27 protein-coding genes and 1 other RNA gene are annotated in these 22,564 nt (G+C 72.6%); 10 read left to right on the top strand and 18 right to left on the bottom strand.

Translation table 11 applies throughout. From position 1 onward, the window contains the following. Window positions 1-124 precede the first annotated feature (124 nt). Window positions 125-1,030 carry a Vgb family protein gene (locus AMK25_RS31170; protein WP_073831931.1) on the bottom strand — a complete coding sequence of 302 codons (906 nt, stop codon included), beginning with the start codon at window positions 1,028-1,030 and terminating at the stop codon, window positions 125-127. 179 nt (window positions 1,031-1,209) lie between these two features. On the opposite strand from AMK25_RS31170, the gene AMK25_RS31165 reads away from it, so the two are divergent. Beyond that, on the top strand, window positions 1,210-1,710 hold the full coding sequence (locus AMK25_RS31165) for a hypothetical protein (RefSeq protein WP_073831930.1): 501 nt from the start codon (window positions 1,210-1,212) through the stop codon (window positions 1,708-1,710). Window positions 1,711-1,883: 173 nt separating this feature from the next. Here AMK25_RS31165 and AMK25_RS31160 read toward each other — a convergent pair whose 3' ends face one another. The 5 genes from AMK25_RS31160 to glnA form a co-directional block, all read right to left on the bottom strand. Further along, complete coding sequence (locus AMK25_RS31160; protein ID WP_241826574.1) at window positions 1,884-3,242, bottom strand: M28 family peptidase; 1,359 nt, start codon at window positions 3,240-3,242, stop codon at window positions 1,884-1,886. Between the two features lie 356 nt (window positions 3,243-3,598). Next, a complete protein-coding gene (locus AMK25_RS31155) occupies window positions 3,599-3,964 on the bottom strand; it encodes a VOC family protein (RefSeq protein ID WP_073831928.1) in 366 nt (121 codons plus the stop codon). 97 nt (window positions 3,965-4,061) lie between these two features. After that, complete coding sequence (locus tag AMK25_RS31150; protein WP_073831927.1) at window positions 4,062-4,754, bottom strand: helix-turn-helix transcriptional regulator; 693 nt, start codon at window positions 4,752-4,754, stop codon at window positions 4,062-4,064. Between the two features lie 32 nt (window positions 4,755-4,786). Beyond that, a complete protein-coding gene (locus tag AMK25_RS31145; protein WP_073831926.1) occupies window positions 4,787-5,212 on the bottom strand; it encodes a DUF350 domain-containing protein in 426 nt (141 codons plus the stop codon). A 77-nt stretch (window positions 5,213-5,289) separates the two neighbouring features. Continuing rightward, window positions 5,290-6,639, bottom strand: a complete 1,350-nt coding sequence (gene glnA, locus AMK25_RS31140; protein WP_073831925.1) for a type I glutamate--ammonia ligase — start codon at window positions 6,637-6,639, stop codon at window positions 5,290-5,292. Window positions 6,640-6,846: 207 nt separating this feature from the next. Between glnA and AMK25_RS31135 the strand changes: the two genes are divergently transcribed. Then, window positions 6,847-8,607, top strand: a complete 1,761-nt coding sequence (locus AMK25_RS31135) for an NAD+ synthase (protein ID WP_073831924.1) — start codon at window positions 6,847-6,849, stop codon at window positions 8,605-8,607. Between the two features lie 118 nt (window positions 8,608-8,725). After that, window positions 8,726-9,571: a 3-methyl-2-oxobutanoate hydroxymethyltransferase gene (gene panB, locus AMK25_RS31130; RefSeq protein WP_073831923.1), complete on the top strand. Its 846-nt coding sequence runs from the start codon at window positions 8,726-8,728 to the stop codon at window positions 9,569-9,571. A gap of 183 nt (window positions 9,572-9,754) precedes the next feature. Here the strand turns inward: panB and npdG are convergent, their stop codons facing one another. The 4 genes from npdG to AMK25_RS31110 form a co-directional block, all read right to left on the bottom strand. Beyond that, entirely contained in the window at window positions 9,755-10,453 is a 699-nt protein-coding gene (gene npdG, locus AMK25_RS31125; RefSeq protein WP_073831922.1) for an NADPH-dependent F420 reductase, read from the bottom strand. 66 nt (window positions 10,454-10,519) lie between these two features. After that, the gene (locus tag AMK25_RS31120) at window positions 10,520-11,956 is read right to left on the bottom strand and encodes an RNB domain-containing ribonuclease (RefSeq protein WP_073831921.1); all 1,437 of its coding nucleotides are present in this window, start codon (window positions 11,954-11,956) and stop codon (window positions 10,520-10,522) included. Window positions 11,957-12,043: 87 nt separating this feature from the next. Beyond that, on the bottom strand, window positions 12,044-12,799 hold the full coding sequence (locus tag AMK25_RS31115; RefSeq protein WP_073831920.1) for a histone: 756 nt from the start codon (window positions 12,797-12,799) through the stop codon (window positions 12,044-12,046). A gap of 78 nt (window positions 12,800-12,877) precedes the next feature. Continuing rightward, on the bottom strand, window positions 12,878-13,081 hold the full coding sequence (locus tag AMK25_RS31110; protein ID WP_018787041.1) for a hypothetical protein: 204 nt from the start codon (window positions 13,079-13,081) through the stop codon (window positions 12,878-12,880). Between the two features lie 189 nt (window positions 13,082-13,270). Here AMK25_RS31110 and AMK25_RS31105 point away from each other — a divergent pair, with 189 nt between their 5' ends. Next, window positions 13,271-14,068, top strand: a complete 798-nt coding sequence (locus AMK25_RS31105; RefSeq protein WP_143194829.1) for a M48 family metallopeptidase — start codon at window positions 13,271-13,273, stop codon at window positions 14,066-14,068. A 17-nt stretch (window positions 14,069-14,085) separates the two neighbouring features. Here the strand turns inward: AMK25_RS31105 and AMK25_RS31100 are convergent, their stop codons facing one another. Continuing rightward, on the bottom strand, window positions 14,086-14,841 hold the full coding sequence (locus AMK25_RS31100) for a hypothetical protein (protein ID WP_241826573.1): 756 nt from the start codon (window positions 14,839-14,841) through the stop codon (window positions 14,086-14,088). Then, window positions 14,838-15,161 carry a PadR family transcriptional regulator gene (locus tag AMK25_RS31095; RefSeq protein ID WP_073831918.1) on the bottom strand — a complete coding sequence of 108 codons (324 nt, stop codon included), beginning with the start codon at window positions 15,159-15,161 and terminating at the stop codon, window positions 14,838-14,840. Before AMK25_RS31095 ends, AMK25_RS31100 begins: the two co-directional genes overlap by 4 nt. A 237-nt stretch (window positions 15,162-15,398) precedes the next feature. Between AMK25_RS31095 and AMK25_RS31090 the strand changes: the two genes are divergently transcribed. Together AMK25_RS31090 and AMK25_RS31085 are read left to right on the top strand one after the other, a co-directional pair. Beyond that, window positions 15,399-15,770 (top strand): hypothetical protein, encoded by a 372-nt coding sequence (locus AMK25_RS31090; protein WP_013287772.1) that lies wholly within the window; start codon window positions 15,399-15,401, stop codon window positions 15,768-15,770. Continuing rightward, window positions 15,767-16,252 (top strand): roadblock/LC7 domain-containing protein, encoded by a 486-nt coding sequence (locus AMK25_RS31085; RefSeq protein WP_073831917.1) that lies wholly within the window; start codon window positions 15,767-15,769, stop codon window positions 16,250-16,252. The genes AMK25_RS31090 and AMK25_RS31085 overlap by 4 nt, the downstream gene beginning before the upstream one ends. 166 nt (window positions 16,253-16,418) lie before the next feature. On the opposite strand, the gene AMK25_RS31080 is transcribed toward AMK25_RS31085, so the two are convergent. Both AMK25_RS31080 and AMK25_RS31075 read right to left on the bottom strand, forming a co-directional pair. Continuing rightward, on the bottom strand, window positions 16,419-17,417 hold the full coding sequence (locus AMK25_RS31080) for a threonine/serine dehydratase (protein ID WP_241826572.1): 999 nt from the start codon (window positions 17,415-17,417) through the stop codon (window positions 16,419-16,421). A gap of 174 nt (window positions 17,418-17,591) precedes the next feature. Beyond that, entirely contained in the window at window positions 17,592-17,987 is a 396-nt protein-coding gene (locus AMK25_RS31075) for a VOC family protein (RefSeq protein WP_073831916.1), read from the bottom strand. 87 nt (window positions 17,988-18,074) lie between these two features. Here AMK25_RS31075 and AMK25_RS32145 point away from each other — a divergent pair, with 87 nt between their 5' ends. Continuing rightward, a complete protein-coding gene (locus AMK25_RS32145) occupies window positions 18,075-18,383 on the top strand; it encodes a zinc finger domain-containing protein (RefSeq protein ID WP_073831915.1) in 309 nt (102 codons plus the stop codon). Between the two features lie 73 nt (window positions 18,384-18,456). Here the strand turns inward: AMK25_RS32145 and AMK25_RS31065 are convergent, their stop codons facing one another. Continuing rightward, the gene (locus AMK25_RS31065) at window positions 18,457-18,783 is read right to left on the bottom strand and encodes a DUF6331 family protein (protein WP_073831935.1); all 327 of its coding nucleotides are present in this window, start codon (window positions 18,781-18,783) and stop codon (window positions 18,457-18,459) included. A gap of 181 nt (window positions 18,784-18,964) precedes the next feature. Here AMK25_RS31065 and AMK25_RS31060 point away from each other — a divergent pair, with 181 nt between their 5' ends. Together AMK25_RS31060 and AMK25_RS31055 are read left to right on the top strand one after the other, a co-directional pair. Then, window positions 18,965-19,303, top strand: a complete 339-nt coding sequence (locus tag AMK25_RS31060; protein WP_073831914.1) for an Imm1 family immunity protein — start codon at window positions 18,965-18,967, stop codon at window positions 19,301-19,303. 79 nt (window positions 19,304-19,382) lie between these two features. Next, entirely contained in the window at window positions 19,383-19,850 is a 468-nt protein-coding gene (locus AMK25_RS31055; protein ID WP_073831913.1) for a DUF3592 domain-containing protein, read from the top strand. 63 nt (window positions 19,851-19,913) lie between these two features. Here AMK25_RS31055 and AMK25_RS32140 read toward each other — a convergent pair whose 3' ends face one another. The 3 genes from AMK25_RS32140 to rnpB all read right to left on the bottom strand — a co-directional run bounded on the left by AMK25_RS32140 (window position 19,914) and on the right by rnpB (window position 21,592). After that, a complete protein-coding gene (locus AMK25_RS32140) occupies window positions 19,914-20,186 on the bottom strand; it encodes a hypothetical protein (RefSeq protein ID WP_143194828.1) in 273 nt (90 codons plus the stop codon). 119 nt (window positions 20,187-20,305) lie between these two features. Then, window positions 20,306-20,878, bottom strand: coding sequence for a hypothetical protein (locus tag AMK25_RS31050; protein ID WP_073831912.1), 573 nt, complete (start codon window positions 20,876-20,878; stop codon window positions 20,306-20,308). Between the two features lie 305 nt (window positions 20,879-21,183). Beyond that, window positions 21,184-21,592: RNase P RNA component class A (gene rnpB, locus AMK25_RS31045), an RNA gene on the bottom strand. Between the two features lie 194 nt (window positions 21,593-21,786). Here rnpB and AMK25_RS31040 point away from each other — a divergent pair. Continuing rightward, on the top strand, window positions 21,787-22,548 hold the full coding sequence (locus AMK25_RS31040; RefSeq protein ID WP_073831911.1) for a sulfite exporter TauE/SafE family protein: 762 nt from the start codon (window positions 21,787-21,789) through the stop codon (window positions 22,546-22,548). Window positions 22,549-22,564 lie beyond the last annotated feature (16 nt).

Here is a 22,564-nt window from a genome sequence, read left to right as displayed (position 1 = left end):
CCAACACCTGCCGATGCCCGAACGTCAACACACCCGGCCTAGCCACCCGCACCCCCAGCCCAACCAAGATCAGTTGCACTGAAGCCTAGAAACCGCCGATCCACAACTGCCGCCAACCTCATGATCAACGCGGCACACGCGGCGCGGGCGGGGTGAGGTGGGCGACGGCGCCGATCTCCAAGGCCGCCCAGACCGTGCCGTCGGGGGTGAGCGTCAGGCCGTGGGGTTCGGACGCGGGGGTGGGCAGGGCGTGGGCGGTGTGGTGGCCGTCGGGGTCGATGTGGGCGATGCGGTTGGCGCCCCACTCGGTGAGCCAGCAGCCACCGGCCGGGTCCGCGACGATCGCGTGCGGGCGCGCCGCGCGGTCCGGCAGCGGGAACTCGTCGATCCGCCCGTCCGGCGTGATCCGCCCGACCTGCCCGGCGGCGATCTCGACGAACCAGAGCGCGCCGTCGCCACCCCGGGTGATGCCGACCGGCCCGGCCGCCTCGGTGGGCAGCGGATGCAGCGTCACCGACCCGTCCAGGTCGATCCGGGCGATCGCGTTCGCCTGGTTGAGCGTGAGCCAGAGCGCGTCGTCCGGCCCGGCCGTGAGCATCGACGGGAAGCCCTTCTCGACCGGCAGCGGGAAGGACGTGACCTCCCCGTCGACGCTCACCCGGCCGACCGTGTCGTCGTTCATGCCGGCGTACCAGAGCGCGCCGTCCGGGCCCACCGCCAGCCCGCACGGGCCGCAGCCGGGCGGCAGCGCCACCGAGGCGGTCTCGCCGTCGACGGTGATCCGGCCGAGCCGGTCGTCGCCCGAGCGGGTGTACCAGAGCGCGCCGTCGGGGCCGCCGACGATGATCAGCGGGCGGCTGCCCGCCGGGTCGTCGCGGTAGGCCCGTACCTCACCGTCGAGACCGAGCCGGGCGACGCCGCCGGAGCCGGCCAGCGTCAGCCAGAGCGCGCCGTCGGACCCGACCGTGATCGAGTACGGGCCGGAGCCCGGCCCGGTGAGCGGGATCTCACGGATGGCAGGCTGTGTCATCGAGTGGCCTTTCGTCGGGTTTGGCCCAGCCTTCCGGGCGCTCCCTCACCCGGCAACACGAATAATCCGGACCATCCGGGCGGGATTGCCAGCCCGCTGACAGGTTCGCCACGGGTTGCCCTCAGTTCCGGGGATCACTGTCGGTGACGTCATCGCACCACCACCGACAGGAGAATCGCATGATCCGCACGATGTCGAAGAAGCGCCTGCTGGTCGGCCTGGCCGCCGCCGGAGTGCTCGGCGTCGGGATCGCCGCCCCGACGGTGGCGCTCGCCGACGACAAGAACCCGAACCCGTCTTCGAGCGCCAGCAGCACCGACCAGGGTGACGAGCGCCGCCAGAAGCACGCCGACCGGCAGGCCGAGTTCGCCGAGGCGCTCGCCAAGGAGCTGGGCGTCCCGGCCGACAAGGTCACCGCGGCGCTGGAGAAGCTGCACGAGCAGCGGCAGGGCGACCGCCCGGAGCGGCCGGAGCGGCCCTCGACCGAGGACCGGCAGGCCGCGCTGAAGGAGCGGCTGGACCAGGCCGTCACCGACGGCAAGCTGACCCAGGAGCAGGCCGACGCGGTGCTCAAGGCCGCCGAGGCGGGCGTGTTCCCGGGCGGCCCCGGCCACGACGGCAAGGGCGGCCCGTACGGCGAGCGCGGCGGGCACGGCAAGGGCGGCCCGGACGGCAAGTGACCGCACGGCCACGCCGTTTCCCGCCGGCCAGATCTCCTCGTGACCGGCGCCGGCGAGGCCACCGCCTGACACCAGGCGGGCGGGACAGAGGCGCCGCACCGGGGCTCCCCGGTGCGGCGCCTGTCGCGCCGTACCCGTGACACCGCGGCCGGCGACACGGGTACGGCAGTGGGTCAGCGAGCGGTCGCGTACGCGGCGCAGCCGATCAGTTCGAGGGAGACCTGGAGTCGCTCGAGGCTGATGTTCTTGGCGATGGTGTCCTCCGGGGTGTGGTACGGCGGCTCCAGCAGTGCCGGGCTCGTCTCACCCCGCCAGGAGAAGTTGGCGCTGGCGATGCCGACCTCCTGGAAGGACTGGTGGTCGCTGGAGCCGCGCTGCGTCACCGGCGACATCCGCGGGTCGTAGCCGAGGCGTACACCGGCGGCGGCCACCTCGTCGGTGGCCCGGTTGGACTGGCCGGTGAAGGACAGCAGCCAGTAGAGGGTGGCCGGGTCCCAGCTCGTGGCGACCATGTCGTTCTGGTACACCGCCAGGATGCGGTCCCGCTCGGCCTGCGGGAGCTGCCGTACGTGGTGACGCGAGCCGAGCAGGCCCTGCTCCTCCGAGCCCCACAGCGCGAACCGCAGGGTGGCGTCGACGGGGATCGCCTTCATCACCCGGGCCAGTTCGAGGCAGAGCACCGTGCCGGAACCGTCGTCGTTGGCACCGGGGGCGCCGACGACCGTGTCGTAGTGGGCGCTGACCATGACGACCGGCCCGTTCGCGCCGGACCGCCCGACCCGCTCCGCGATGACGTTGTGGGATGTCAGGTTGCGGTGCGCGGCAGTGGAGACGGTGAGCGTGAGTCGCCCGGTGGCGAGCAGGGCACGCAGCCGCTCCTTCTGCGCCTGGGCGACGCCGACCACCGGGATCGGCACCGGGGCACCGGCCGAGCCCGGCAGGGTCGGTGAGAACGTGCCGCTGCGCCGGGGCGGCACCCCGTCGGCGGCGAGCAACACCACGGCGGCCGCGCCGCGCTCCAGCGCGGTGGCGACCAGCTGCTCGCGCCGCGCCGCCACGTAGTCGACGAGCACGATCTGGCCGGCCACGCTCGCCGGGTAGTTCTCGGGAGCGCCCGCGCCCACGTCCACCACGTCACCCTGGACGGTGGTGTCCAGCGCGGCCTGCGGGGAGGCGCCGGCCTGCCAGTTCAGGTCGGTGGGCAGCCCGGCCGGCGAGGCGAGCTGAGCGAGGAACTTGTCCGCCACCGCGAACGGCTCCAGCCGGACCTGGTAGCCGAGGCGGTCGAGCTGCTTGGCGATGTAGTCGGCGGCACGCCGCTCCGAGGCGGTCCCGCCGATACGCGGTCCGATCTCCTCGCTGAGCACACGCAGGTGCGCCAGCGCCCGCTCGGCCGAAACCTGAGCGATGATCTTGCGATCGTCCGACGTGAGCGCCGGCTTCCGGCTGGATCCGGGGCGCTTGTCGTCGGCCGCCCAGGCCGGCGCGGGCAGGGCCACGGTGGCGGCGCCACCGAGAGCGATAGTCAGCATGCGGCGTCGGTTCACAGTGGATCCGGTGATGTCCGTGGCGGGGGAAGAGGGGTGGCCGTCGTTGGTCATACGCTTCTCCTGACTGTGCGAGCCGGACGGGCCGGTTGTCGGCCGTCCGACTCGGAGGATCTTGAACATAACCCGAGGTAGGGGGCACATCCAAGATCCTCTCCGGTGATCGCCGGACCCGACATCGACCGGTCTCTTGCCCGCCGATGCCTCACGGCGGTCGGCCAGCACGATGGACGGTCCGGGCGGCCGCCGTCGCGACCGCCCGGACCGACGTGGCCCCGCACTACCGACGCCGTCGCGTTCGGACGGACCACTACGGTGTCACCGGCCGACCCGGACCGGGGTCAGCCGCCGGCCGGCGGGGTGAAGACGCCGAGCAGATTGCCCGACGGGTCGCGCAACAGAGCCCGCACCAGACCGGCCGGCGTGGTCACCGGCGCCGTCACCACGACGCCACCGGTCGCCTCGGCCCGGCGGCAGGTCTCCGCGACGTCCGCCACCTCGGCGTAGAAGATCGTGTAGTTGCCGGTGTCGGTGCCCCGGATCGCGCCGCCGATCCCCCGCTCACCGCCGGCCGCCGTCTGCCGGTACGACCCGGCCGGGCCGCCCTGCTCCTCGAAACTCCAGCCGAACAGGTCGGCGTAGAACCGCTGCGCCTCGTCCGGGCGGTCGGAGCTGATCTCGAACCAGGTCACGGGCGTGCTGGACATGCTTCCTCCTGAGGTTCGCGCCGGCGGTCAGCCGACGTCGTCAGGAATCAGCCTCGTACCGGCTCGCGACAGCGTCCTGTCGGTGTTTCCACCCGAATCAGACCAGCGTGAGCGGGCGCACCCGGTCGACCGGCACGTCGAGGTCGCCGGGACGCCACTCCCGGGTCACCGGCTCGGCGAGCGGGCGCACCGAGCGGATCCGGTCGGTGCGGAAGCAGCGCACACCGTCGCGCAGCCGGCACCAGGCGACCAGGTACCAGTGCACCGAGTTGCCCAGGTAGGCCAGCGGCTCCACGTCGCGTACCGAATCGGCGCCGCCGCGGTCGGCGTACCGCAGGCGCAGCACCCGCCCGGCGGCGACCGCGTCGGCGACGACGGCCGGGACGGGCGTGCCCGGCCCGTCGCCGACCAGGTGCACCCGCCCGGCGAGCCGGTGCGCCTCGGCCACCGCGGCCGGCGGCATCACCGCGACCAGCTTGCGCAGCGCGGCGCCGGCCGCCGCGGCGAACGGGGAGCCGCCGAGCCGGTGCAGCGCGACGGCCATCGCCACCGCCTCGGCCGCCGTCAGGTTGACCGGCGGGAGAGTGCGCGCCCGGTCGACCACGTAGCCGCCGGCGCGGCCCGGCTCGGCCCAGATCGGCACACCCGCGCCCTGCAACGCGGAGATGTCCCGCTCGACGGTGCGGGTGCTGACCTCGAAGCGGCGGGCCAGCCAGCTCGCGCTGCGCGGGCGCGGCGACACCGCCCGCAGCTCCTCGACCAGGGCGTAGAGGCGGTCGGTGCGGTTCACCCCCGGAAACTAACCCCGGGGTACGACACCACTCAGGCGATGCAGGCGCAGACGATCAGCGCGGCGCCGAAGTGGGTGGCGGCGCTGACCCTGGCGGCCGGGTGCGGCTCCTCGGCGGCGATGACGTCGCCCAGCCGGCCCGGGGTGAGCAGGTCCAGCACCAGGAAGGCCAGCGCCATCACCAGCAGCCCGACCAGCCCGAAGACCACAGTGGAGGCGAGCCCCTTGGCGAATGAGCTGTAGCTGGTCAGCACGGCGGTGAAGACGATGCCGGCGATGCCGAGCTGGTTCGCGGCGAGCAGCAGCGCGGCGTTGCCGTTGCGGCGTACCCAGATCAGCTCCCGCAGCTTGCCCGGGGTGAGCAGATCCACGAGCAGGAACCCGGCGGCCATCAGCGCCACCCCGACGATCCCGAACACGATGCTCTGCCACGCCCCGTCGAGCAGGTCTCCCAGCACCAACGCCTCCCCGGCTCACCCGTCCGGCGAGGTGCCGACGCGGTGCCGCAGACGATAGCGGCACCGCGCCAGGTGATCTAGAGAGACAGGTAGCGCTGCCGCTCGTACGGGGTGACCTCGCGGCGGTACTGCTCCCACTCGGCCCGCTTGTTGCGCAGGAAGAAGTCGAAGACGTGCTCGCCGAGCACCTCGGCGACCAGCTCGGAGCCGGCCATCACGTCGATCGCCTCGGCCAGGTTCTCCGGCAGCGCCTCGTAACCCATGGCGCGGCGCTCCGCGCTGCTCAGCGACCAGACGTCGTCCTCGGCGCCCGGCGGCAGCTCGTACCCCTCCTCGATGCCCTTGAGGCCGGCGCCGAGCATCACCGCGAACGCCAGGTAGGGGTTGGTCGCCGAGTCCAGCGAGCGGACCTCGACCCGGGCCGAGTTCGGCTTGCCGTACGCGGGCACCCGCACCAGCGCGGACCGGTTCAGGTGACCCCAGCAGACGTACGCGGGGCTCTCGGTGATCCGGTCCGGCAGCGCCTGCGGGAACAGCCGCTTGTACGAGTTGACCCACTGGTTCGTCACCGCGGTGTACTCCCGCGCGTGGGTGAGCAGCCCGGCGATGAACGACTTGGCGACCTTCGACAGCTTCATCGGGTCACCGGCGTCGTGGAACGCGTTGCGCTCCCCCTCGAACAGCGACAGGTGGGTGTGCATGCCGTTGCCGGGCTGGTCGGTGAACGGCTTCGGCATGAAGCTGGCCTGCACGCCGGTGGAGAGCGCGACCTCCTTCACCACGTGCCGGAAGGTCATGATGTTGTCGGCGGTGGTGAGCGCGTCGGCGTAGCGCAGGTCGATCTCCTGCTGGCCGGGGGCGACCTCGTGGTGGCTGTACTCCACCGAGATGCCGATCCGCTCCAGCGCCAGCACCGCCTGGCGGCGGAAGTCCCGCGCCACGGCGTGCGTGGTGTGCTCGAAGTAGCCGCCGGTGTCCACCGGGACCGGCACCGAGCCGTCCTGCGGGCCGTTCTCCAGCAGGAAGAACTCGATCTCGGGGTGGGTGTAGAACGTGAAGCCCTTGTCCGCGGCCCGGGAGAGCATGCGGCGCAGCACGTGCCTCGGGTCGGCCCAGGACGGGCTGCCGTCGGGCAGCGAGATGTCGCAGAACATCCGGGCGCTCTCGCCGCTGACGCCACCCTCGAACGGGAAGACCTGGAACGTCGTCGGGTCCGGCATGGCGACCATGTCCGACTCGAAGACCCGGGCGAAGCCCTCGATCGCGGAGCCGTCGAAACCGATGCCCTCGTCGAAGGCCGCCTCCAGTTCCGCGGGGGCCACCGAGACGCTCTTGAGCGTGCCGAGCACATCGGTGAACCACAGCCGGACGAAACGGATGTCCCGCTCTTCCAGCGTACGGAGGACGAACTCCTGCTGACGGTCCACTTCCACCCCTCGTTACACGTACGTCCGCGCCGGCGCCGGGGCCGGCTCGGCCTGACCGCCCAGTCTCCACCGGGCTCGTTACGCCGACGTTACGCCCTCCCCGGCCGGCCGTCCCGCCGTGTCCGCCGCGCTGGGACGCGCGGGCCGGCGCGCCTGTCTGCCCCAACCGGTCGGATTCGGCCGGGACGGCTGGGGGAAGATGAGGACATGCCCACCCTGCGTCTCGCCCTGTGCCAGGTCAACCCGACGGTAGGCGACCTCACCGGCAACGCCGGCCTGGTCCGCGAGTGGACCCGCCAGGCGGCCGGCTCCGGCGCCCAGCTCGTCCTGTTCCCCGAGCTGATGCTGACCGGCTACCCGGTCGAGGACCTGGTCTTCCGCCGCTCGTTCGTGGCCGCGTCCCGGGCCGCGCTGCACCGGCTCGCCGCCGACCTCGCCGCCGACGGCCACGGTGACCTGCCGGTCCTGGTCGGCTACCTGGACGCCGACGGCCCGCCGCAGGTCAGCTCCGACGCCGAGCCGGGCCGGGGCGCCCGCAACGCGGCGGCGCTGCTGCACCGGGGCGAGGTCGTCGCCACCTACTTCAAGCACCACCTGCCCAACTACGGCGTGTTCGACGAGGACCGCTACTTCGTGCCCGGTGACACGCTCACCGTGGTGCGCGTCGGCGGGGTGGACGTGGCGCTGACCATCTGCGAGGACCTGTGGCAGGCCGGCGGGCCGTTCGCGGTGGCCCGGCAGGCCGGCGTCGGGCTGGTGCTGAGCATCAACGGCTCACCGTACGAGCTGAACAAGGACGACGTGCGGCTGCCGCTGGTGCGCCGGCGCGCCGCCGAGGCCGGGGCCACGATCGCGTACGTGAACATGGTCGGCGGCCAGGACGAGCTGGTCTACGACGGCGACTCGATGATCGTCGCCGCGGACGGCACGCTGCTGACCCGGGCGCCGCAGTTCGTCGAGCACCTGGTGGTGCACGACCTGGAACTGCCGGCGGCGGCGGACGCGCCGGGCGAGACCGGTGAGCCGGCCGGCGGGATGCGCGTGGTCCGCCACGAGGTCCCGGCGATCCCGCCCGCACCCGCCGGGCCGGCGGCCGACGGCGGCATCATCGAGCCGGTCGCCGACGAGGCCGAGGTGTGGCACGCGCTGGTGCTGGGCCTGCGCGACTACATCGACAAGAACCGCTTCCCCTCGGTGGTGCTCGGCCTGTCCGGCGGCATCGACTCGGCGGTGGCGGCGGCGATCGCTGTCGACGCGGTCGGCCCGGAGCGCGTCGTCGGCGTCTCGATGCCCAGCCAGCACTCCTCCGAGCACTCCCGCACCGACGCCGAGGACCTGGCGAAGCGGACCGGCCTGGACTACCGGGTGGAGCCGATCCAGCCGATGGTCGACACGTTCCTGGCGAACATGTCGCTGTCCGGAGTGGCGGTGGAGAACCTCCAGGCCCGGGTACGCGGCGTGATCCTGATGGCGTTGTCGAACCAGGAGGGCCACCTGGTGCTCACCACCGGCAACAAGAGCGAGCTGGCGGTGGGCTACTCGACGCTCTACGGCGACTCGGTGGGCGGCTACAACCCGGTCAAGGACGTCTGGAAGACGCTGGTGTGGCGGCTGGCGAAGTGGCGCAACGCCGACGCGGTACGGCGCGGGCAGACGCCGCCGATCCCGGAGAACTCGATCGGCAAGCCGCCCTCGGCCGAGCTGAGCCCCGGCCAGCTCGACAGCGACACGCTGCCCGACTACGACGTGCTCGACCCGATCCTGATCGGCTACGTCGACGGCGATCTGGGCCGCGACGGCCTGGTCGAGTCCGGCCACGACCCGGCCGTGGTGGACAAGGTGCTGCGGATGGTGGATACCGCCGAGTACAAGCGGCGGCAGTCCGCGCCCGGCACCAAGATCTCCATGAAGGCGTTCGGGCGGGACCGGCGGCTGCCGATCACCAACCGGTGGCGCGAGGACGGCTGACCGCTCCCCGGCCGGGGAGTGACATCCTCCACTCCGATCTGCCCGCGGGCCGTCGCCCGGTGCGACGATCGCGGGGAACCCGGGGACCGCGTGCGCGGCCTCGAGGAAGGAGATTGTCATGGTGGAGTCCACCCCGGCCGAGGTGACAGCCCTCTACGGCGGGCCGGCCACCCGGCGGGTACGCACCCGCGACCTGATCGCCGCCAAGGAGCGCGGCGAGCGCTGGGCGATGCTCACCTCGTACGACCAGTACACCGCCTCGATCTTCGACCAGGCGGGCATCCCGGTGCTGCTGGTCGGCGACTCGGCGGCGAACAACGTCTTCGGCTACGAGACCACGCTGCCGGTGACCGCCGAGGAGTTGCTGCCGCTGGTCCGTGCCGTGGTACGGGCCACGAAGCAGTCGCTGGTCGTCGGCGACCTGCCGTTCGGCTCGTACGAGGAGGGCCCGGCGCAGGCGCTGCGCACCGCGGTGCGGTTCATGAAGGAGGGCGGCTGCCACGCGGTGAAGCTGGAGGGCGGGCGGCGCTGCGCCGCCCAGATCGAGGCGATCACCGGCGCCGGCATCCCGGTGATGGCGCACATCGGCTTCACCCCGCAGAGCGAGCACACGCTCGGCGGCTACCGGGTGCAGGGCCGGGGCGAGGCGGCCGAGGAGGTCCTCGCCGACGCGCGGGCGGTGGCCGAGGCGGGCGCGTTCGCGGTGGTGCTGGAGATGGTGCCGGGTGAGGTGGCCAAGCGGGTCACCGCCGAGCTGAGCATCCCCACAGTCGGCATCGGCGCCGGCCCGGACACCGACGGTCAGGTGCTGGTCTGGCAGGACATGGCCGGCTTGCGGACCGGCCGGGCGCCCCGCTTCGTGAAGCGCTACGCCGACCTGGCGGGCGCGCTGACCGACGCCACCCGCCGGTTCGCCGACGAGGTACGCGGCGGCGAGTTCCCCGCCGCCGAACACACCTTCTGAGGTGTAAGGAAGGGCCCCTTCTTAACGCCTGGCGTAGAGGAGGGGCCCCTTATTAACACGCGCCGCCGCCGCGCCGCGCCGAGCGCACCGCCCGCGCCCGCGCGACGGCGCGCGGCGCGGGCGGTGCGCGGCGCGGGCGGTGCGCGGCGCGGGCGGTGCGCGGCGCGGGCGGTGCGCGGCGTTTCAGAGGTCGGTGACGCGGATGCCGGCGTGCGCCTTGTAGCGCTTGTTGATCGCGATCAGGTTGGCGGTGAACGCCTCGATCTGGTGAGCGTTGCGCAGCCGTCCGGCGTAGATGCCCCGCATGCCGGGGATCCGCGCGGCCAGCGCGGCGACCACGCCGGCCACCTCACGGTCCTCGGTGCAGATCAGCACGTCGAGGTCGATCCGGTCGATCTGCGGGTCGGCCAGCAGCGGCGCGCTGACGTGGTTGAACGCGGCACAGACCCGGGACTCGGGCAGCAGCCCGGCGGCCTGCTGCACCGCGCTGCCCTCTGGCACGTCGAGCGCGTACGGGCCCTGCTTGTCGAAGCCGAGCGGGTTGACGCAGTCCACCACGATCTTGCCGGCCAGCGGGGCGGCGAGCGCGGCGACGGTGGCCGCGTGCCCGTCCCACGGCACCGCCACGATCACCACGTCGCTGCGCCGGGCCACGTCCTCGTTGTCGCCGCCGGAGACGACGGCACCCTCCGGTACGCCGGGCAGGGCGGCGATCTCGGCGGCGGCCTGACTGGCCCGCTCTGCGGTGCGGGAGCCGATCAGCACGGTCTGCCCGGCGCGGGCGAACCGGTAGGCGAGACCTCGTCCCTGGTCGCCGGTGCCACCGATAATGCCGACGGTCAGCCCGGAGACGTCGGGCAGCGTGGTCGCGTCGTAAGCCATGGGCTCATCCTCGCAAAGCGGGGCCGCCTGCGGTGCATCCCGATGCTGTGACAATGGCCGCGCTGGTCAGGCCCGTTCGAAGGCGACCCGGCGCTGGGCCGGGTCGGCGACGGTCAGCCGTACCCGGACGCGCTCGCCCAGCGGCAGCTCTCCGGTGCAGCGGGCGCGGACCGGCGGCTCGTCCAGCGCGATCGTGCCGCCGGGTGGGCGGCCGGGCCGGCCGTTGCCCGCCGGGCGCGGTTCGTCCACGTCGAGCACCGCCGCCTCGAACGTCTCCCCCACCCGGTGCGCGAGCAGCACCGCCTCGGCCAGTTCCACGGCGCCCCGGCTGGCCGCGCCCGCGGTCCGGTCGGTGGTGGCCATCACCTCGGGCAGCTTCGGCAGCGCGGCCCGGACCTGCTCGGGCACCTCCCGGCCCTCGTGCAGCGCCAGGCAGACCTCGGTGGCGTACCGGTCGGCCAGCCGCCGCAGCGGCGCCGTGACGTGCGCGTACGCGGCGGCCACCCCGCCGTGCTCGGGCTGCTCGGGCACCTCGCCGTCGAAGGCGGTGTACGCCGCGCCGCGCATCAGCTCGGCGGCCTGGTCGACGAAGGCGGCCACCCGGGGCTGGGAGGTGTCCAGCCCGTCGAGCACCTGACCCACGGGTGTGCCGTCCGGCCAGGGCACACCCAGCGGGCCGGCGGCCGTCCGCAGCCGCTGCACCGCCTCCGGGCGGGGGCGCGGCATGGTCCGCAGCAGCCCGATGCCGCCGGCCAGCATGATGTCGGCCGCGGCCATCCCGGTCAGCAGCGAGATCTGGGCGTTGTGCTCCTCCATCGGGCCGGGCCCACGCAGCACCAGCCGCCACCCGTCGCCGTCGGGTTCGACGTCCTGCTCCGGCAGCGGCAGGTTGATCGCGCCCCGGCTCAGGCCACGGGCGGTGAGCAGCGCCCCGATCTCGGGCAGCAGGGCGATCGGCTCGGGCAGCCGGCCGGCGTCGGCGTCGCGCTGCACGCCGCCGTAGTCGAGCTTGGCCCGGCTGCGCACGAGAGCCCGCTCCAGCGTGACCGCGACGGTGGCGCCGTCGGCGTCGAGGTCGACGGTCCACAGCACCGCGGCCCGGTCGGCGTCGGGCAGCAGGCTGGCCGCTCCCTCGCTGAGCGTGTGCGGGTGCAGCGGCACGTTGCCGTCGGGCAGGTAGACCGTCTGTCCCCGGCGCCACGTCTCGGCCTCCAGGTCACCGCCGAGGCGTACGTGGGTCAGGACGTCCGCTATCGCGTACCGGACGCGGTAGCCGCCACCGGGACGGCGGGCGAGGTGCATGGCCTGGTCGAGGTCGCGCGAGGTCGCCGGGTCGACGGTGACGAACGGGACGTCGGTCCGGTCGGCGACGGCCGGTGGCGGCGCGGCGGCGGCCACGTCGGCCTCGCGCTGCGCCGCGGCCGGGAAGCTCTCGGGCAGTCCCAGCTCGCGGCGCAGCGCGCCGAAGTCGATGCGGGGCGCCAGTACGCGTCGGATCACCACGTGGTCAATCCTGACAGCGCCCCGCTCGTCCCGCCCTCCGGGGCGAGCGCCGTGTTCGCCCGGCGCCGCACGGGAGGGCGGCGGGGGTCAGGCGCGGCGGGCCGGCGCCTTCCGGGCGGTGCTCTTGGCGGCGGTGGTCTTGCGGGCGGGCGCCTTCTTGGCCGCTGTGGTCTTCTTCGCCGCGGTGGTGGTCTTGCGCGCGGTGGTGGTCTTGCGCGCGGGCGCCTTCTTCGCCGCCGTCTTGCGGGCCGTGGGACGGGTCGAGGCGGTGGCCTTCTTCGCCGGGGCCTTCTTCGCCGCTGTGGTCTTCTTGGCGGCGGTGGTCTTCTTCGCCGCCGCGGTGACCTTCCGCGCTCCGGTCGTCTTCGTCGCCGCCGCCGTCTTCTTCGCGGTCGTCGTCTTGCGGGCCGGGGCCTTCTTCGCGGTGGTGCTCTTGCGCGCGGTGGCCGTCGACTTCGCCGCCGTGCTCTTGCGGGCGGCCGTGGTCTTCTTCGCCGCCGTCGTCGTCTTCTTCGCCGTCGTCTTCTTCGCGGTGGCCTTCTTGGCGGGCGCGCTCTTGGCGGCGGCCCGGCCGGCCGGCGCCGTCCGGGTGCCGGCCTTCTTCGCTGTGGTCTTGGCTGTCGTCCTGGTGGTGGCCTTCGTGGCCGGGGCCCTGCGGACCGCCGACACGACCTTCTTGGCGGCCGCCTTCTTCGCCACCGCCTTCTTCGCCGGCGTCCGTCCGGCGCCGGCGCCCGAGGCGTTCGGCGACGCCTTGGTGACCGTCGTCGACCTGCCCGCGGTGGTTCTCTTCGCGGTCGTCCGTTTCGCGGCCGGGCGGGTGGCCTGCTGTGCTTCGGCCATCTCGGTTCCCTTTCCTGGGGACGTGCTCCCGCCCTCGCGGAAGCACGGATCACCTCGACGCGGGCCCTCCCGCGCCGTCTAGCGGCCCTCCCCGGCCCAACGGGCGTCCTCGGCGTCCCACGCGTCGTTCCGCTCCCGCACCGTCTGCAGGGCGTTGTCCGCGTCGGCGGCTGAGGCGTACGGTCCGAGAACGTGCCGTGCGGGACACACGTCGGCATCGGTCTCGACCCGGTGGTGTCGCGTGCACCAGTAGTAGTGCCCACCACTTCCGTCGTCGCTCATGCGATCACTGTGCACTGGTAACCGCCCGTCCGCCACCGGAACGGCCCAAATAGTCACGCTTCTCCACATTAGACCTGGTCGGGACGGTTGCGGTGGGGAACCGCGGAAGACCCGGGCAGGCCCGTTCTCCTCCGAACGGCCGGTACCGGCAGTGGTGCGAACCGGACAGGATCGGCGCTCGTGATCACCATGACGACGGGCACGGGGGCCTGTCCGCGATGCGGCGCGACGCCGGTGTCGCTGGACGGGGCGTTGCCCTGGTGCGCCGGATGCGACTGGAACCTCGACACCTACGACGCGCGCCGCCAGGCGCCCGAGTTCGGCTGGTCGTGTATCGACCGGCGGACCCACCGGCTCGCCGCGCGGCTCACCCGTCAGCAGTACGCCGCCCTGGCCGGCCGGTCGCTTCAGTCGGCCGGGCCGGGGCTCACCGGCCTCCTCGTCACCGGCATCTCGGTGCTGCTCCTGCTCGGTGTGGCCGGGCTGGCGGTGGCCGGCGTGTGGCTGCTGTTCGCGTACCCCTTCCCGAACCTCGCCGTGGTCGGCGGCGTGGCGCTGATCGCGCTGGCGGTGGCGCTGCGCCCGCGCTTCGGCCGGATCGACAGGGACCTGGAGGTGCTCACCGAGCAGGAGGCGCCGGAGCTGCACGCCCTGGTTCGCGAGGTGGCCTCCGCGGTGGGCGCGGCGATGCCGCACGTGATCGGCGTCGACGGCGACATCAACGCGTACGCGACAGCGGTCGGGCTGCGCCGGCGGCGCGTGCTCGGCCTCGGGCTGCCGTTGTGGGGCGCCCTGGACGGACCGGCGCGAGTGGCGCTGCTGGGGAGGACACCTCGCTGTTCGCCACCCACCCGCCGGCCGGCCTGCGGCACCGGATGCTCGGCGCGCGGCCCTGGCAGGATCCGGCCGTCACGCTCACCGAGGACCGGGCCGCGCGGATCGACGCCGAGCTGGCGCGGCACTACGAGCGGGCGGGCCGGGCGCTGAGCTGGAACGCCTGACCCTCAGGCGAGGGCCGGGACGGGCGCCGGACCGGCCACGGCGGCCGGCGCCGGCCGGGCCGTCGTGATCGCGTACGCCACGGCGTAGGGCGTGCACGCCAGGTGGAACATCGGCTCGACGAGCACCCGGTCGGTGATGAGGAACCGTTCCCACTCCGTCGGCCGGGGCAGCCCGAACGACGAGTCGGTCCAGCAGGTGAACAGCCAGAGCGGCGCGGAGATCCGGTCCACCGAGTCCGGTGGCAGGCCGTCCACCACCGGCGCGGTGGCCGGGATCGAGGTGACCACCGCGAGCACCACCGCCGCGTCGGCCGCCACCAGCGCGCCGAGCAGCCCGACCAGCCACGCGAGGTGGAACCGGCCCCGTCGCGCCAGCGCCCCGGCGGCCCACAGCGCCGCGGCCAGCAGGCCCAACCAGAGCAGCAGCCCGGGCGCGCTCTCCCAGACCCGGCTCTCACCCCGGGCGGCGAGCAGCGCCGACGTGGCGGTCACCGTCGCGGCGACCGGCAGCACCACGCCGAGCGCGGTGGGCAGCGCCCCCACGCGTACGGTTCGGCGGGCGGCCCGGGCCACGACGAGCGCGAGCGCCACGCCGAGCAGCGCGGTGAGCCCCGACCAGGTCGGCAGTTGCGCGGCGGACCGCATCTCCAGCCACCCCTGGGCCAGGGCCATCACCGCGGCCGCGACCGCGAGGACCGCGAGGCAGGCCGGCGGCGCGAGCAGCAACACCCCGGCGGTACGCCCCAGCCGCCGGCTCACCACGCCGGCACCCCGGCCGGGTCCGCGCCGGCACGTTCGGCGGGTACGAGGGCACGCAGCTCGGCCAGCGCCAGCCGGGCCGACCGGATGCCCTCGCCCGTGAGGCGGTAGTAGCGGCGGGCCGGACGGCCGGCGGCGACCGGGTCGGCGTCCTCCCAGTCGGCGGCGAGCCACCCGGCGGCCCGGAGGCGGTGCAGCACCGGGTAGAGCGTCCCGCTGGGCAGGCCGGTGAGCCCCATCAGATCGAGGCCGTAGCGCGGCGCCTCGGGCTCGGCGAGCAGCGCCGCGAGCACCTTCGCCACCGGAATGGTCAGTCGCACGGGCGCACTCTATCGAAACTCTACATAGGGCGGGTGCACCCGATGTAGCAGGACGAACGGTGATCGACAATGGGACGGTGTGTCCCCTTCGGCGGAACCGGTGGCCGGTCCGGCAGGGCCCGCTCAGGTGGATCACCGGTGGCCCGGGTGCATCACACGACTCCATATGCGAGCCTCGACGGACGAATCCGCTGTCGCGCTTCCAGCGGACAGCGGCCCGAGTTGGGGAGAGAAATCGTGGGCAACCTTGACATCGCGCTGAAGAACGCGATGAACATCGACGGCGCGATCGGCGCCGCGCTCGTCGACTACACAAGTGGCATGACCCTCGGCGTCGCCGGGGGCACCGGCGAGATCGACCTGACCGTCGCCGCCGCCGGCAACACCGACGTGGTACGCGCCAAGCTGCGCACCATCGAGATGCTCAAGCTCGACGACGAGATCGAGGACATCCTGATCACGCTCGGCAGCCAGTACCACCTGATCCGCCCGCTGAGCAACCGCACCGGCAAGGGCCTGTTCCTCTACCTGATGGTGAGCAAGAGCCGGGCCAACCTCGCGATGGCGCGGCACCAACTGCGCACGATCGAGGAGAGCCTGGAACTGTGAGCCGGGTGGACGACCTCCCCCGCCGTACGCGCGCCCAGACCGGCACCCTGCCGCCACCACGCGCGCTTCCGCCCTCGCTGGCCGGCAACCCGGCCCTGCCGTACCCGGCCATCGCCCAGGAACTGTCCGCGCTGCGGTTGCAGATCCCGGGCGTGCACGGGTGCGTCCTCGGCGGCGTCGACGGCCTGCTCGTCACGCACAACCTGCAGAACGGCGCCGACCCGGACGACCTGGCGGCACTCGCCGCCACCACGTACGGACTCGGCCGCCAGGTCGGGCTCCGGCTCGGACAGGGCGACTTCCAGCAGTCCACGGTGCGCAACGCGGGCGGCTACCTCAGCGTGTACGCGATCAACGGCCAGGCCCTGCTCGCCGTGGTCGGCACGGACAGCATCAACGTGGCGCGCCTGCACCTGCACGCCCCGACCACCGCGGCCAAGCTCGCCGAACTGCTCGACGGCGTCAGCCCGGCCACGTCCTGACGTACGCCGGCCGCCTCGGTCCCACCCGTCCGAACCGAGCCGGCCGGCGTACCCCAGGTTCTGCGGCTCGTGCGCGCCGGTCGCGAGCCGACGCGCGGCGGTCCCGGGCGCGGCGCGTCGGCCCGCGCGGTCGCGACGGTCACGCCGGCTCGCGTGGCGCGGCGGGTCAGACGCCGAAGCGGCCGGCCCACGTGGTCACGTCGGCCACCGTGGCGTTGCCGCCGCAGACCACCAGGCCCAGCCGGGCGTCGCCGCCCACCCGCTCGACCACCCGGCGGGCGGCGGGTAGCAGGCACCCGGCGGCCGGCTCGGCCCACACCTTGGCGTGCTCCGCCAGCTCCAGCGTGCCCCGCACCGCCTCGGCGTCGGAGACCACGAGGACGTCGCTGACCAGCGCTGTCACATGATCGTAGGTGAGCTGCGAGACGGTGGGCGCGCTGAGCGTGGTGACGATCGAGGACAACGGCACCTCCACCGGGCCGCCCTTCGCGATCGCCTGCGACATCGCCTGCGCGCCCTCGGTCTCCACGCCCCAGATGCGTACCCCAGGCCGGCGCGCCCGCAGCGCCGCCGCCACGCCCGAGATCAGCGCGCCCCCGCCGATGCTGACCAGCACGTCGGTCAGCTCACCGGCGTCGTCGGCCAGCTCCAGCCCGACAGTGCCCTGCCCGGCCAGCACAATCGGGTCGTCGAACGGGTGCAGCAGCGTCACACCCTCGTCCCGCAGCCGGTTCATCAGCGCGAACGCGCCGGCCATGTCCTCGGTCAGCCGGACGTCCGCCCCGGCCGCGCGGGCGACCTCGACCGCGCGGGCGGGCGCGCTGCGTGGCATCACCACCGTCGCCGCCACTCCGAGCGCGCCGGCCATCACCGCGACCGCGATGCCGTGGTTACCGCCGCTGACCGCCACCACCCCGGCCGCCCGCTCGGCGTCGTCGAGCGCGAGCAGCTTGGCCGCCGCGCCCCGGGCCTTGAACGATCCGGTACGTTGCAGCAGCTCCAGCTTGGCGGTGACCGGTACGCCGAGCAGCTCGGTCAGTCCCGGGCTGGGCACAGTCGGGGTGTGCACCACGACGTCGGCGATCCGGTCGGCGGCCGCCTGGATGTCCGCAAGCTCGATCACCACCGCAGCGTGCCACACGTCGCCCACCAGCCCTCTTGCCACCCGCGCCACCCTCGCCCTCCCCCGTTCTCCCCCGTTCTCGCCCCCTCTCCCCGGCGATCTTGGAGTTGTGGCACCTACCGAACTTCGTGGAACGGGGCGTTCTGGGCGCCACAACTCCAAGATCGGTGGGAGCCGGAGTGGGCCGGGCGCCTCGGCGCCTGGGCTCGATCGCTGTCACGGCCGGGCGGCGGCCACCTCGGCGTCGCTGCGGAGGATGCAGAACTCGTTGCCCTCCGGGTCGGCGAGCACCACCCAGCCGGTGCCGTCGGTCTCCCGCCGGTCGGCCACCACTGCCGCACCCAGCCCGGTCAGCCGGGCCAGTTCCTCGTCGCGCGTCCCCTCGACCGGGCGCAGGTCGAGGTGGATGCGGTTCTTGACCTGCTTCGCGTCCGGCACCTCGATGAACAGCAGCCGGTGCCGCCCGTCCCGCGAGTAGATCATGCACTCCTCGTGGCCCGGCTCGTTCGGGTCGTCCGGGTCCTCCCGGTAGTCGAGAACTGATGCCCACCAGCGGGACAGGGCATAGGCGTCGGCACAGTCCACGGTGGTGTGGGACACGTAGGAGGTCACCACCTGATCATCGCAAGTCTGGAGGGAGAGGTTCCATTACGCCCAGGGCGGGTATTCCCGATCGTGCGTATAGACATCGACGAGCCGATGGCCGCAGAGCTGTTCTGGGAGGGCATGCGGGAGGTGGCAGCCAGCGCCGCCCGGCATCAGGACGACGACCTGTACCGGGCGATCGTCAAGATCGGCCGGGGTGCGCTGGCCCAGGGCGGCGAGTTGGTGCCGCAGTGCGGGCTGTTCCTCCAGTGCCCGGTCTGTGAAGCGGTGGCGGGTCAACGGTGCATCAACGTGCCCGGCCACCCGCTCTGCGACGACGTACTGCACCCGCAGCGCATCGAGCTGGCCGAGATGGCGCTGCGGGGAGATGCGCCGCTGCCCCCGCCGCTACGGGACGAGTGAGCCGGCTTGCGGTCGAACGGCAACGCGACCCGTCACCGGCGTGAATCGAGCCCGGTTCGACAGGCTCGACCGCTCACAACGCTTCGCCGGCCGCCAGTCCGGCATCGAGCGCGGTCAGGAAGTCCAGCAACTCACGCCGTGCGGCCTCGTCATGTGTGCGGTGGTTCAGGAAGTCCGACGTGACGCACTGGGATCTGTCCTCGACCACCTCGATCAGCTCGGCTAGCTGACGGCGGGCCTCGATCACCGCGGCCGAGCCCACCTGACGGCACCAGTCCTCGATGAGGGCGGGGTCGGTGGAGACGGCGTCGATCCCGCAGCACAGGCGAACGCACTCGACTTCGCAGAAGATGACGCATGTGCGCAGGGGCGACGGCACGTCGACTGACACGTCCGCCATCGCCGCTCCCTTCCTGAGCCCGCCGACGGTGACGGGGTAGCCGATGCTAGCGCCGCCACCCCGCACCGCTCCTGCGAATTCGGCGGCCGATCCGGAGCCATAGCCTGGTGATCGTGGAGGAGGTCGCCGGGTGAACATCTCGTGGAGTGCCACGTCTCCGACGTCAGGCAGGTTCGGGCCGATGGAGCGGTCGGACGTCGCCGGTCTGGTCGAGCGGTTCGAGGAACTGCGTGCCCAGGGGTGCGGCTATCTCGAAGTGCGGGGCGACGGCGCATTCCCGGTGCTGACGCTCGGGTTCACGGGGTCGGCGGCGGTCGTCCAGCTGATGGCGGACGAGGATGCCGTTTCCCTGCTGGCCGCCGATGAGCCTGCGGACGCGGATGCCGAGGTACTGGTGCTGGACGACCCGGTGGAGTTCACCGCGGACGTCGTTCTCGACCTCGAACGCGCCTGGCAGGTCATCGAGGAGTACGTCCGCACGGGTGATGCCGGCCGGGCAGGAGAGTGGCGCGAGTTGTAGCGCAGGCGGCCACGACGGTGGGCGACAAGCGAGGACGTGCTACAACGCAGTCGTCCCGAGGATGCTGGGAGGGCCGGGAATGGCGAGCCCGTTCGGTCGACGAGAACTCAGGTTGGTCCTGGCGGTTGTCCTGGGCACCCTCGTGGTCGGCGGCGGGATGCTGCTCCACGTTCGGCTGACCACGGCGATCGACGAGCGGGTACTCGCCGGCGCCGAGACCACCGGCCAGGTGGTTCACGTCGAACGGTTCAAGATCAGCCGATCGTTCGCCGCCACGAGGCTGACCGTGGACTACACGTTCGACGGCGTACGGCACCGGGAGCGGTTCTCCAGCGAACTCGACGAGAGTGAGTTCCACGTCGGGGACGTACTCGATGTCCGCGTCGACCTCACGGATCCGACCAGGGCTGCCACGCCTGACGGGTACGCGACGGAGGACCTGCTCCTACAGGCGCCGACCCTGCTGGCAGGGCTGGGCATCGGCGTGATCATGGTCTCGCTCGCGCTGCTCAGAATAGATCCCCCACCCCACGAATGCCCTCGCTGAGCACGGATCCCGATGGGCCGAACCAGAACTGCTGCCAGCGCAAACGCCCGAAGTACGCACCCGCTACAGCTCGCCCGCCGCGAGGTCAACGCTCTCGGCTGGTCCCCACAGCCGACTCAACGCCTCGTCGAGAGAGGCGCAGTCCTGCTCGAAGCGCTCCAGGACCTCAAGAGCCTGCGCGGTGTCGTCGAACTCTTCGGTGGCACTCAGGTACAGAGCCAGGAAGTCGTGTCCCACCACGCGTAGAGCAGCGGACTCGGGACTGGGTGGAGGTTGCGTCGCGAGGTCGAGCGTCCGCAGTTCGAGCACACGCTCCACGCAGTCAGCTAGATCCACAGCCGGCACTGTAGGCGAGAACTTCAGGGGCGGTCAGGGCCGGTAGCGGAGTGCGCAGCGGGCACGAGGGGCAGCCGCTCAGAGATCCGCTTCAGCGCTTGGCCTTGGCTTGTTACGCGTCAGCCCATCGTGCCTATGCGTGAACACTCGCTCAGAGCATCGCGCTCCCAGTCGCTTCCTACGAGAGCGACGGGGTAGCTGACCTCTCTGCCTTGCTTGTCATCGGTCTCGACCGATAACCCTAGCGGCAGCGGCTCTCGCTGGAGGCGTGCGACCGAGCACTCGAACCACAGCTCGACCGCGAGCTGACCGGTGCTGCCAGGGGGTAACAGCCGGGGCGATCCGATGCTGTGTATCACGACGCCCGGCCTCTTTGCATGAACCCGACGAACGGTGATCGGCCCGGGGCCGGCGTTGGCCAACGCCAAATACCCGGACAGTCGGACGGATCCCTCGGAGGCCGCGCTTCCAGAGTCGGCCGATTGAGGGAAGGCCACGAATGCGACCACGGCGTTCCGCTCCCGCTGATCACGCGAGTCCCGCAGTTGGCCGACACCGAAGCCGCCAAGCACAACGCCGACCACGAAAGCGGCGACGAGCCGGAGGGTCATCTTCTGTCTGACCACGAGACGGTCATGGACGGTGGTACCCGACTCCGCCGACTGGTGATTGTGCTCGTCCAGGTCGATCACCGCATGCTCCGCGACATGGACGTCAGCCTAGGTCTCCTCACGCCAGCAGGTCGCCCGGCCGTAGAGCCGCCCGTAGGGCCAAGGCCATCCGCAGACGCCGATCAAGCCCGACAACGACGGGCAGGCTGACATCGCGACCGCCTGAGCGCACTCTTCCAACCTGACGCTCCACGTTCAAGATCAGGCGTTCTCAGGGCGTCTTCAGGGGCGTCGCACGGGGACCAATGACAATCACCAAACACCGACCAATATCCGGACATACGCCGAGGTCGCAGCCTTGATCGAGGCTGCGACCTGGTGGGCGACGGACGAGTCGACCTGTACGCCGGATTCTGTGCCCGGCACGCCCGTAGGCGCACCGGCGGCGGCCATCCATCTCGGCCTGCCGTTGCCGGCAGGCTCCAGCGGCCTACCCGCAGACATCGGGCGGGCAGCCCTCAAGCGTCTGCGCGGGTCGTCATCTTGCGGTGACGGCCCTTTCTTGGCCTTGCTCCGGGTGGGGTTTACCGAGCCACCCCGGTCACCCGGGGTGCTGGTGGGCTCTTACCCCACCGTTTCACCCTTACCGTCCCGTTACGGGACGGCGGTCTGTTTTCTGTGGCACTGTCCCGCGGGTCACCCCGGGTTGCCGTTAGCAACCACCCTGCCCTGTGGAGTCCGGACGTTCCTCGGCGACGGGCCGGAGCCCGTCGACGCGACCGCCCGGTCGACTCGTCCGTCGCACCTTCATCCTAACGACGCACCCACCCCGCCCATTTCCACCCCGGCCCACCAGGGCGCGCCCGCAACTTCGGGGAGGTGGCGGCATCAACCGGCCCTCGATACAGCCACTTCCCCGAGCTGGCGCGGAAACCCGCGGAAACCACGGCCCACCGGCCGGGAACCGAACGGGCTAGCCTCGGGGGACCATGGATCTCTCCGACGCCGCGCTCCTGCTCGCCGCCGGTCTCGCCGCGGGCACGGTCAACGCGGTGGCCGGAGGTGGCTCACTGATCACGTTCCCGGCGATGATCGCCACCGGCCTGCCGCCGGTGGCGGCGAACGTCTCCAACTCGGTGTCGGTCTTTCCCGGGTACGTGGCGAGCGTGGCGGGCAGCCGGGTTGACCTGCCGCGCGGGCGGGAGCTGTGGTCGCTGCTGCCCACCGCCGTGCTCGGCACGATCGCCGGGTGCGCGCTGCTGCTGGCCACCCCGGCGCGCGCGTTCGAACTGGTGGTGCCGTTCCTGGTGCTCGGCGCGACCGCCGTACTCGCGTTCCAGGGACCGCTGCGCCGGCTGGTCGGCCATCCGGAGCGGCTGGGCGCGCGCCGCCGTACCGTCACGGTGCAGACCATGGTCGCGCTCGGCACTGTGTACGGAGGCTACTTCGGCGCGGCCCTCGGGGTGATGCTGGTGGCCGGGCTGGCGCTGGTGCTGGACGCGACGCTGGCCCGGGTGTCGGCGGTGAAGAACCTGCTCTCGGCCGTGGTGGGGTTGACCACGCTCATCGTGTTCGCCCTGTTCGGCCCGGTGAACTGGGCGGCGGTCGCGGTGGTCGCGCCGGCCACCCTGTTCGGTGGGTACGCGGGCGCGCGGCTGGCCCGACGGCTTCCGCAGGTGGTGTTGAAGACGGTGATCGTGGTGTTCGGCACGGTCATCGGGTGCTACCTGCTGTGGCGCGCGCTGACCTGACGCGACCGGGCCGCGC

It is taken from the genome of Micromonospora sp. TSRI0369, from assembly GCF_001905625.1.
GTDB lineage: Bacteria > Actinomycetota > Actinomycetes > Mycobacteriales > Micromonosporaceae > Micromonospora > Micromonospora echinospora_A.
The sequence above is the reverse complement of the archived record's forward strand: the minus strand, read 5'-3'. Positions and strand labels throughout refer to the sequence as shown.

Excerpts from the sequence above, each read along its gene's own strand:
- AMK25_RS31170 (WP_073831931.1), bottom strand. The coding sequence starts at position 1,030 with ATGACACAGCCTGCCATCCGTGAGATCCCGCTCACCGGGCCGGGCTCC.
- AMK25_RS31165 (WP_073831930.1), top strand. The coding sequence starts at position 1,210 with ATGATCCGCACGATGTCGAAGAAGCGCCTGCTGGTCGGCCTGGCCGCC.
- AMK25_RS31160 (WP_241826574.1), bottom strand. The coding sequence starts at position 3,242 with ATGCTGACTATCGCTCTCGGTGGCGCCGCCACCGTGGCCCTGCCCGCG.
- AMK25_RS31155 (WP_073831928.1), bottom strand. The coding sequence starts at position 3,964 with ATGTCCAGCACGCCCGTGACCTGGTTCGAGATCAGCTCCGACCGCCCG.
- AMK25_RS31135 (WP_073831924.1), top strand. The coding sequence starts at position 6,847 with ATGCCCACCCTGCGTCTCGCCCTGTGCCAGGTCAACCCGACGGTAGGC.
- panB (WP_073831923.1), top strand. The coding sequence starts at position 8,726 with ATGGTGGAGTCCACCCCGGCCGAGGTGACAGCCCTCTACGGCGGGCCG.
- npdG (WP_073831922.1), bottom strand. The coding sequence starts at position 10,453 with ATGGCTTACGACGCGACCACGCTGCCCGACGTCTCCGGGCTGACCGTC.
- AMK25_RS31115 (WP_073831920.1), bottom strand. The coding sequence starts at position 12,799 with ATGGCCGAAGCACAGCAGGCCACCCGCCCGGCCGCGAAACGGACGACC.
- AMK25_RS31110 (WP_018787041.1), bottom strand. The coding sequence starts at position 13,081 with ATGAGCGACGACGGAAGTGGTGGGCACTACTACTGGTGCACGCGACAC.
- AMK25_RS31105 (WP_143194829.1), top strand. The coding sequence starts at position 13,271 with ATGACGACGGGCACGGGGGCCTGTCCGCGATGCGGCGCGACGCCGGTG.
- AMK25_RS32145 (WP_073831915.1), top strand. The coding sequence starts at position 18,075 with ATGGCCGCAGAGCTGTTCTGGGAGGGCATGCGGGAGGTGGCAGCCAGC.
- AMK25_RS31065 (WP_073831935.1), bottom strand. The coding sequence starts at position 18,783 with ATGGCGGACGTGTCAGTCGACGTGCCGTCGCCCCTGCGCACATGCGTC.
- AMK25_RS31060 (WP_073831914.1), top strand. The coding sequence starts at position 18,965 with ATGGAGCGGTCGGACGTCGCCGGTCTGGTCGAGCGGTTCGAGGAACTG.
- AMK25_RS31055 (WP_073831913.1), top strand. The coding sequence starts at position 19,383 with ATGGCGAGCCCGTTCGGTCGACGAGAACTCAGGTTGGTCCTGGCGGTT.
- AMK25_RS31040 (WP_073831911.1), top strand. The coding sequence starts at position 21,787 with ATGGATCTCTCCGACGCCGCGCTCCTGCTCGCCGCCGGTCTCGCCGCG.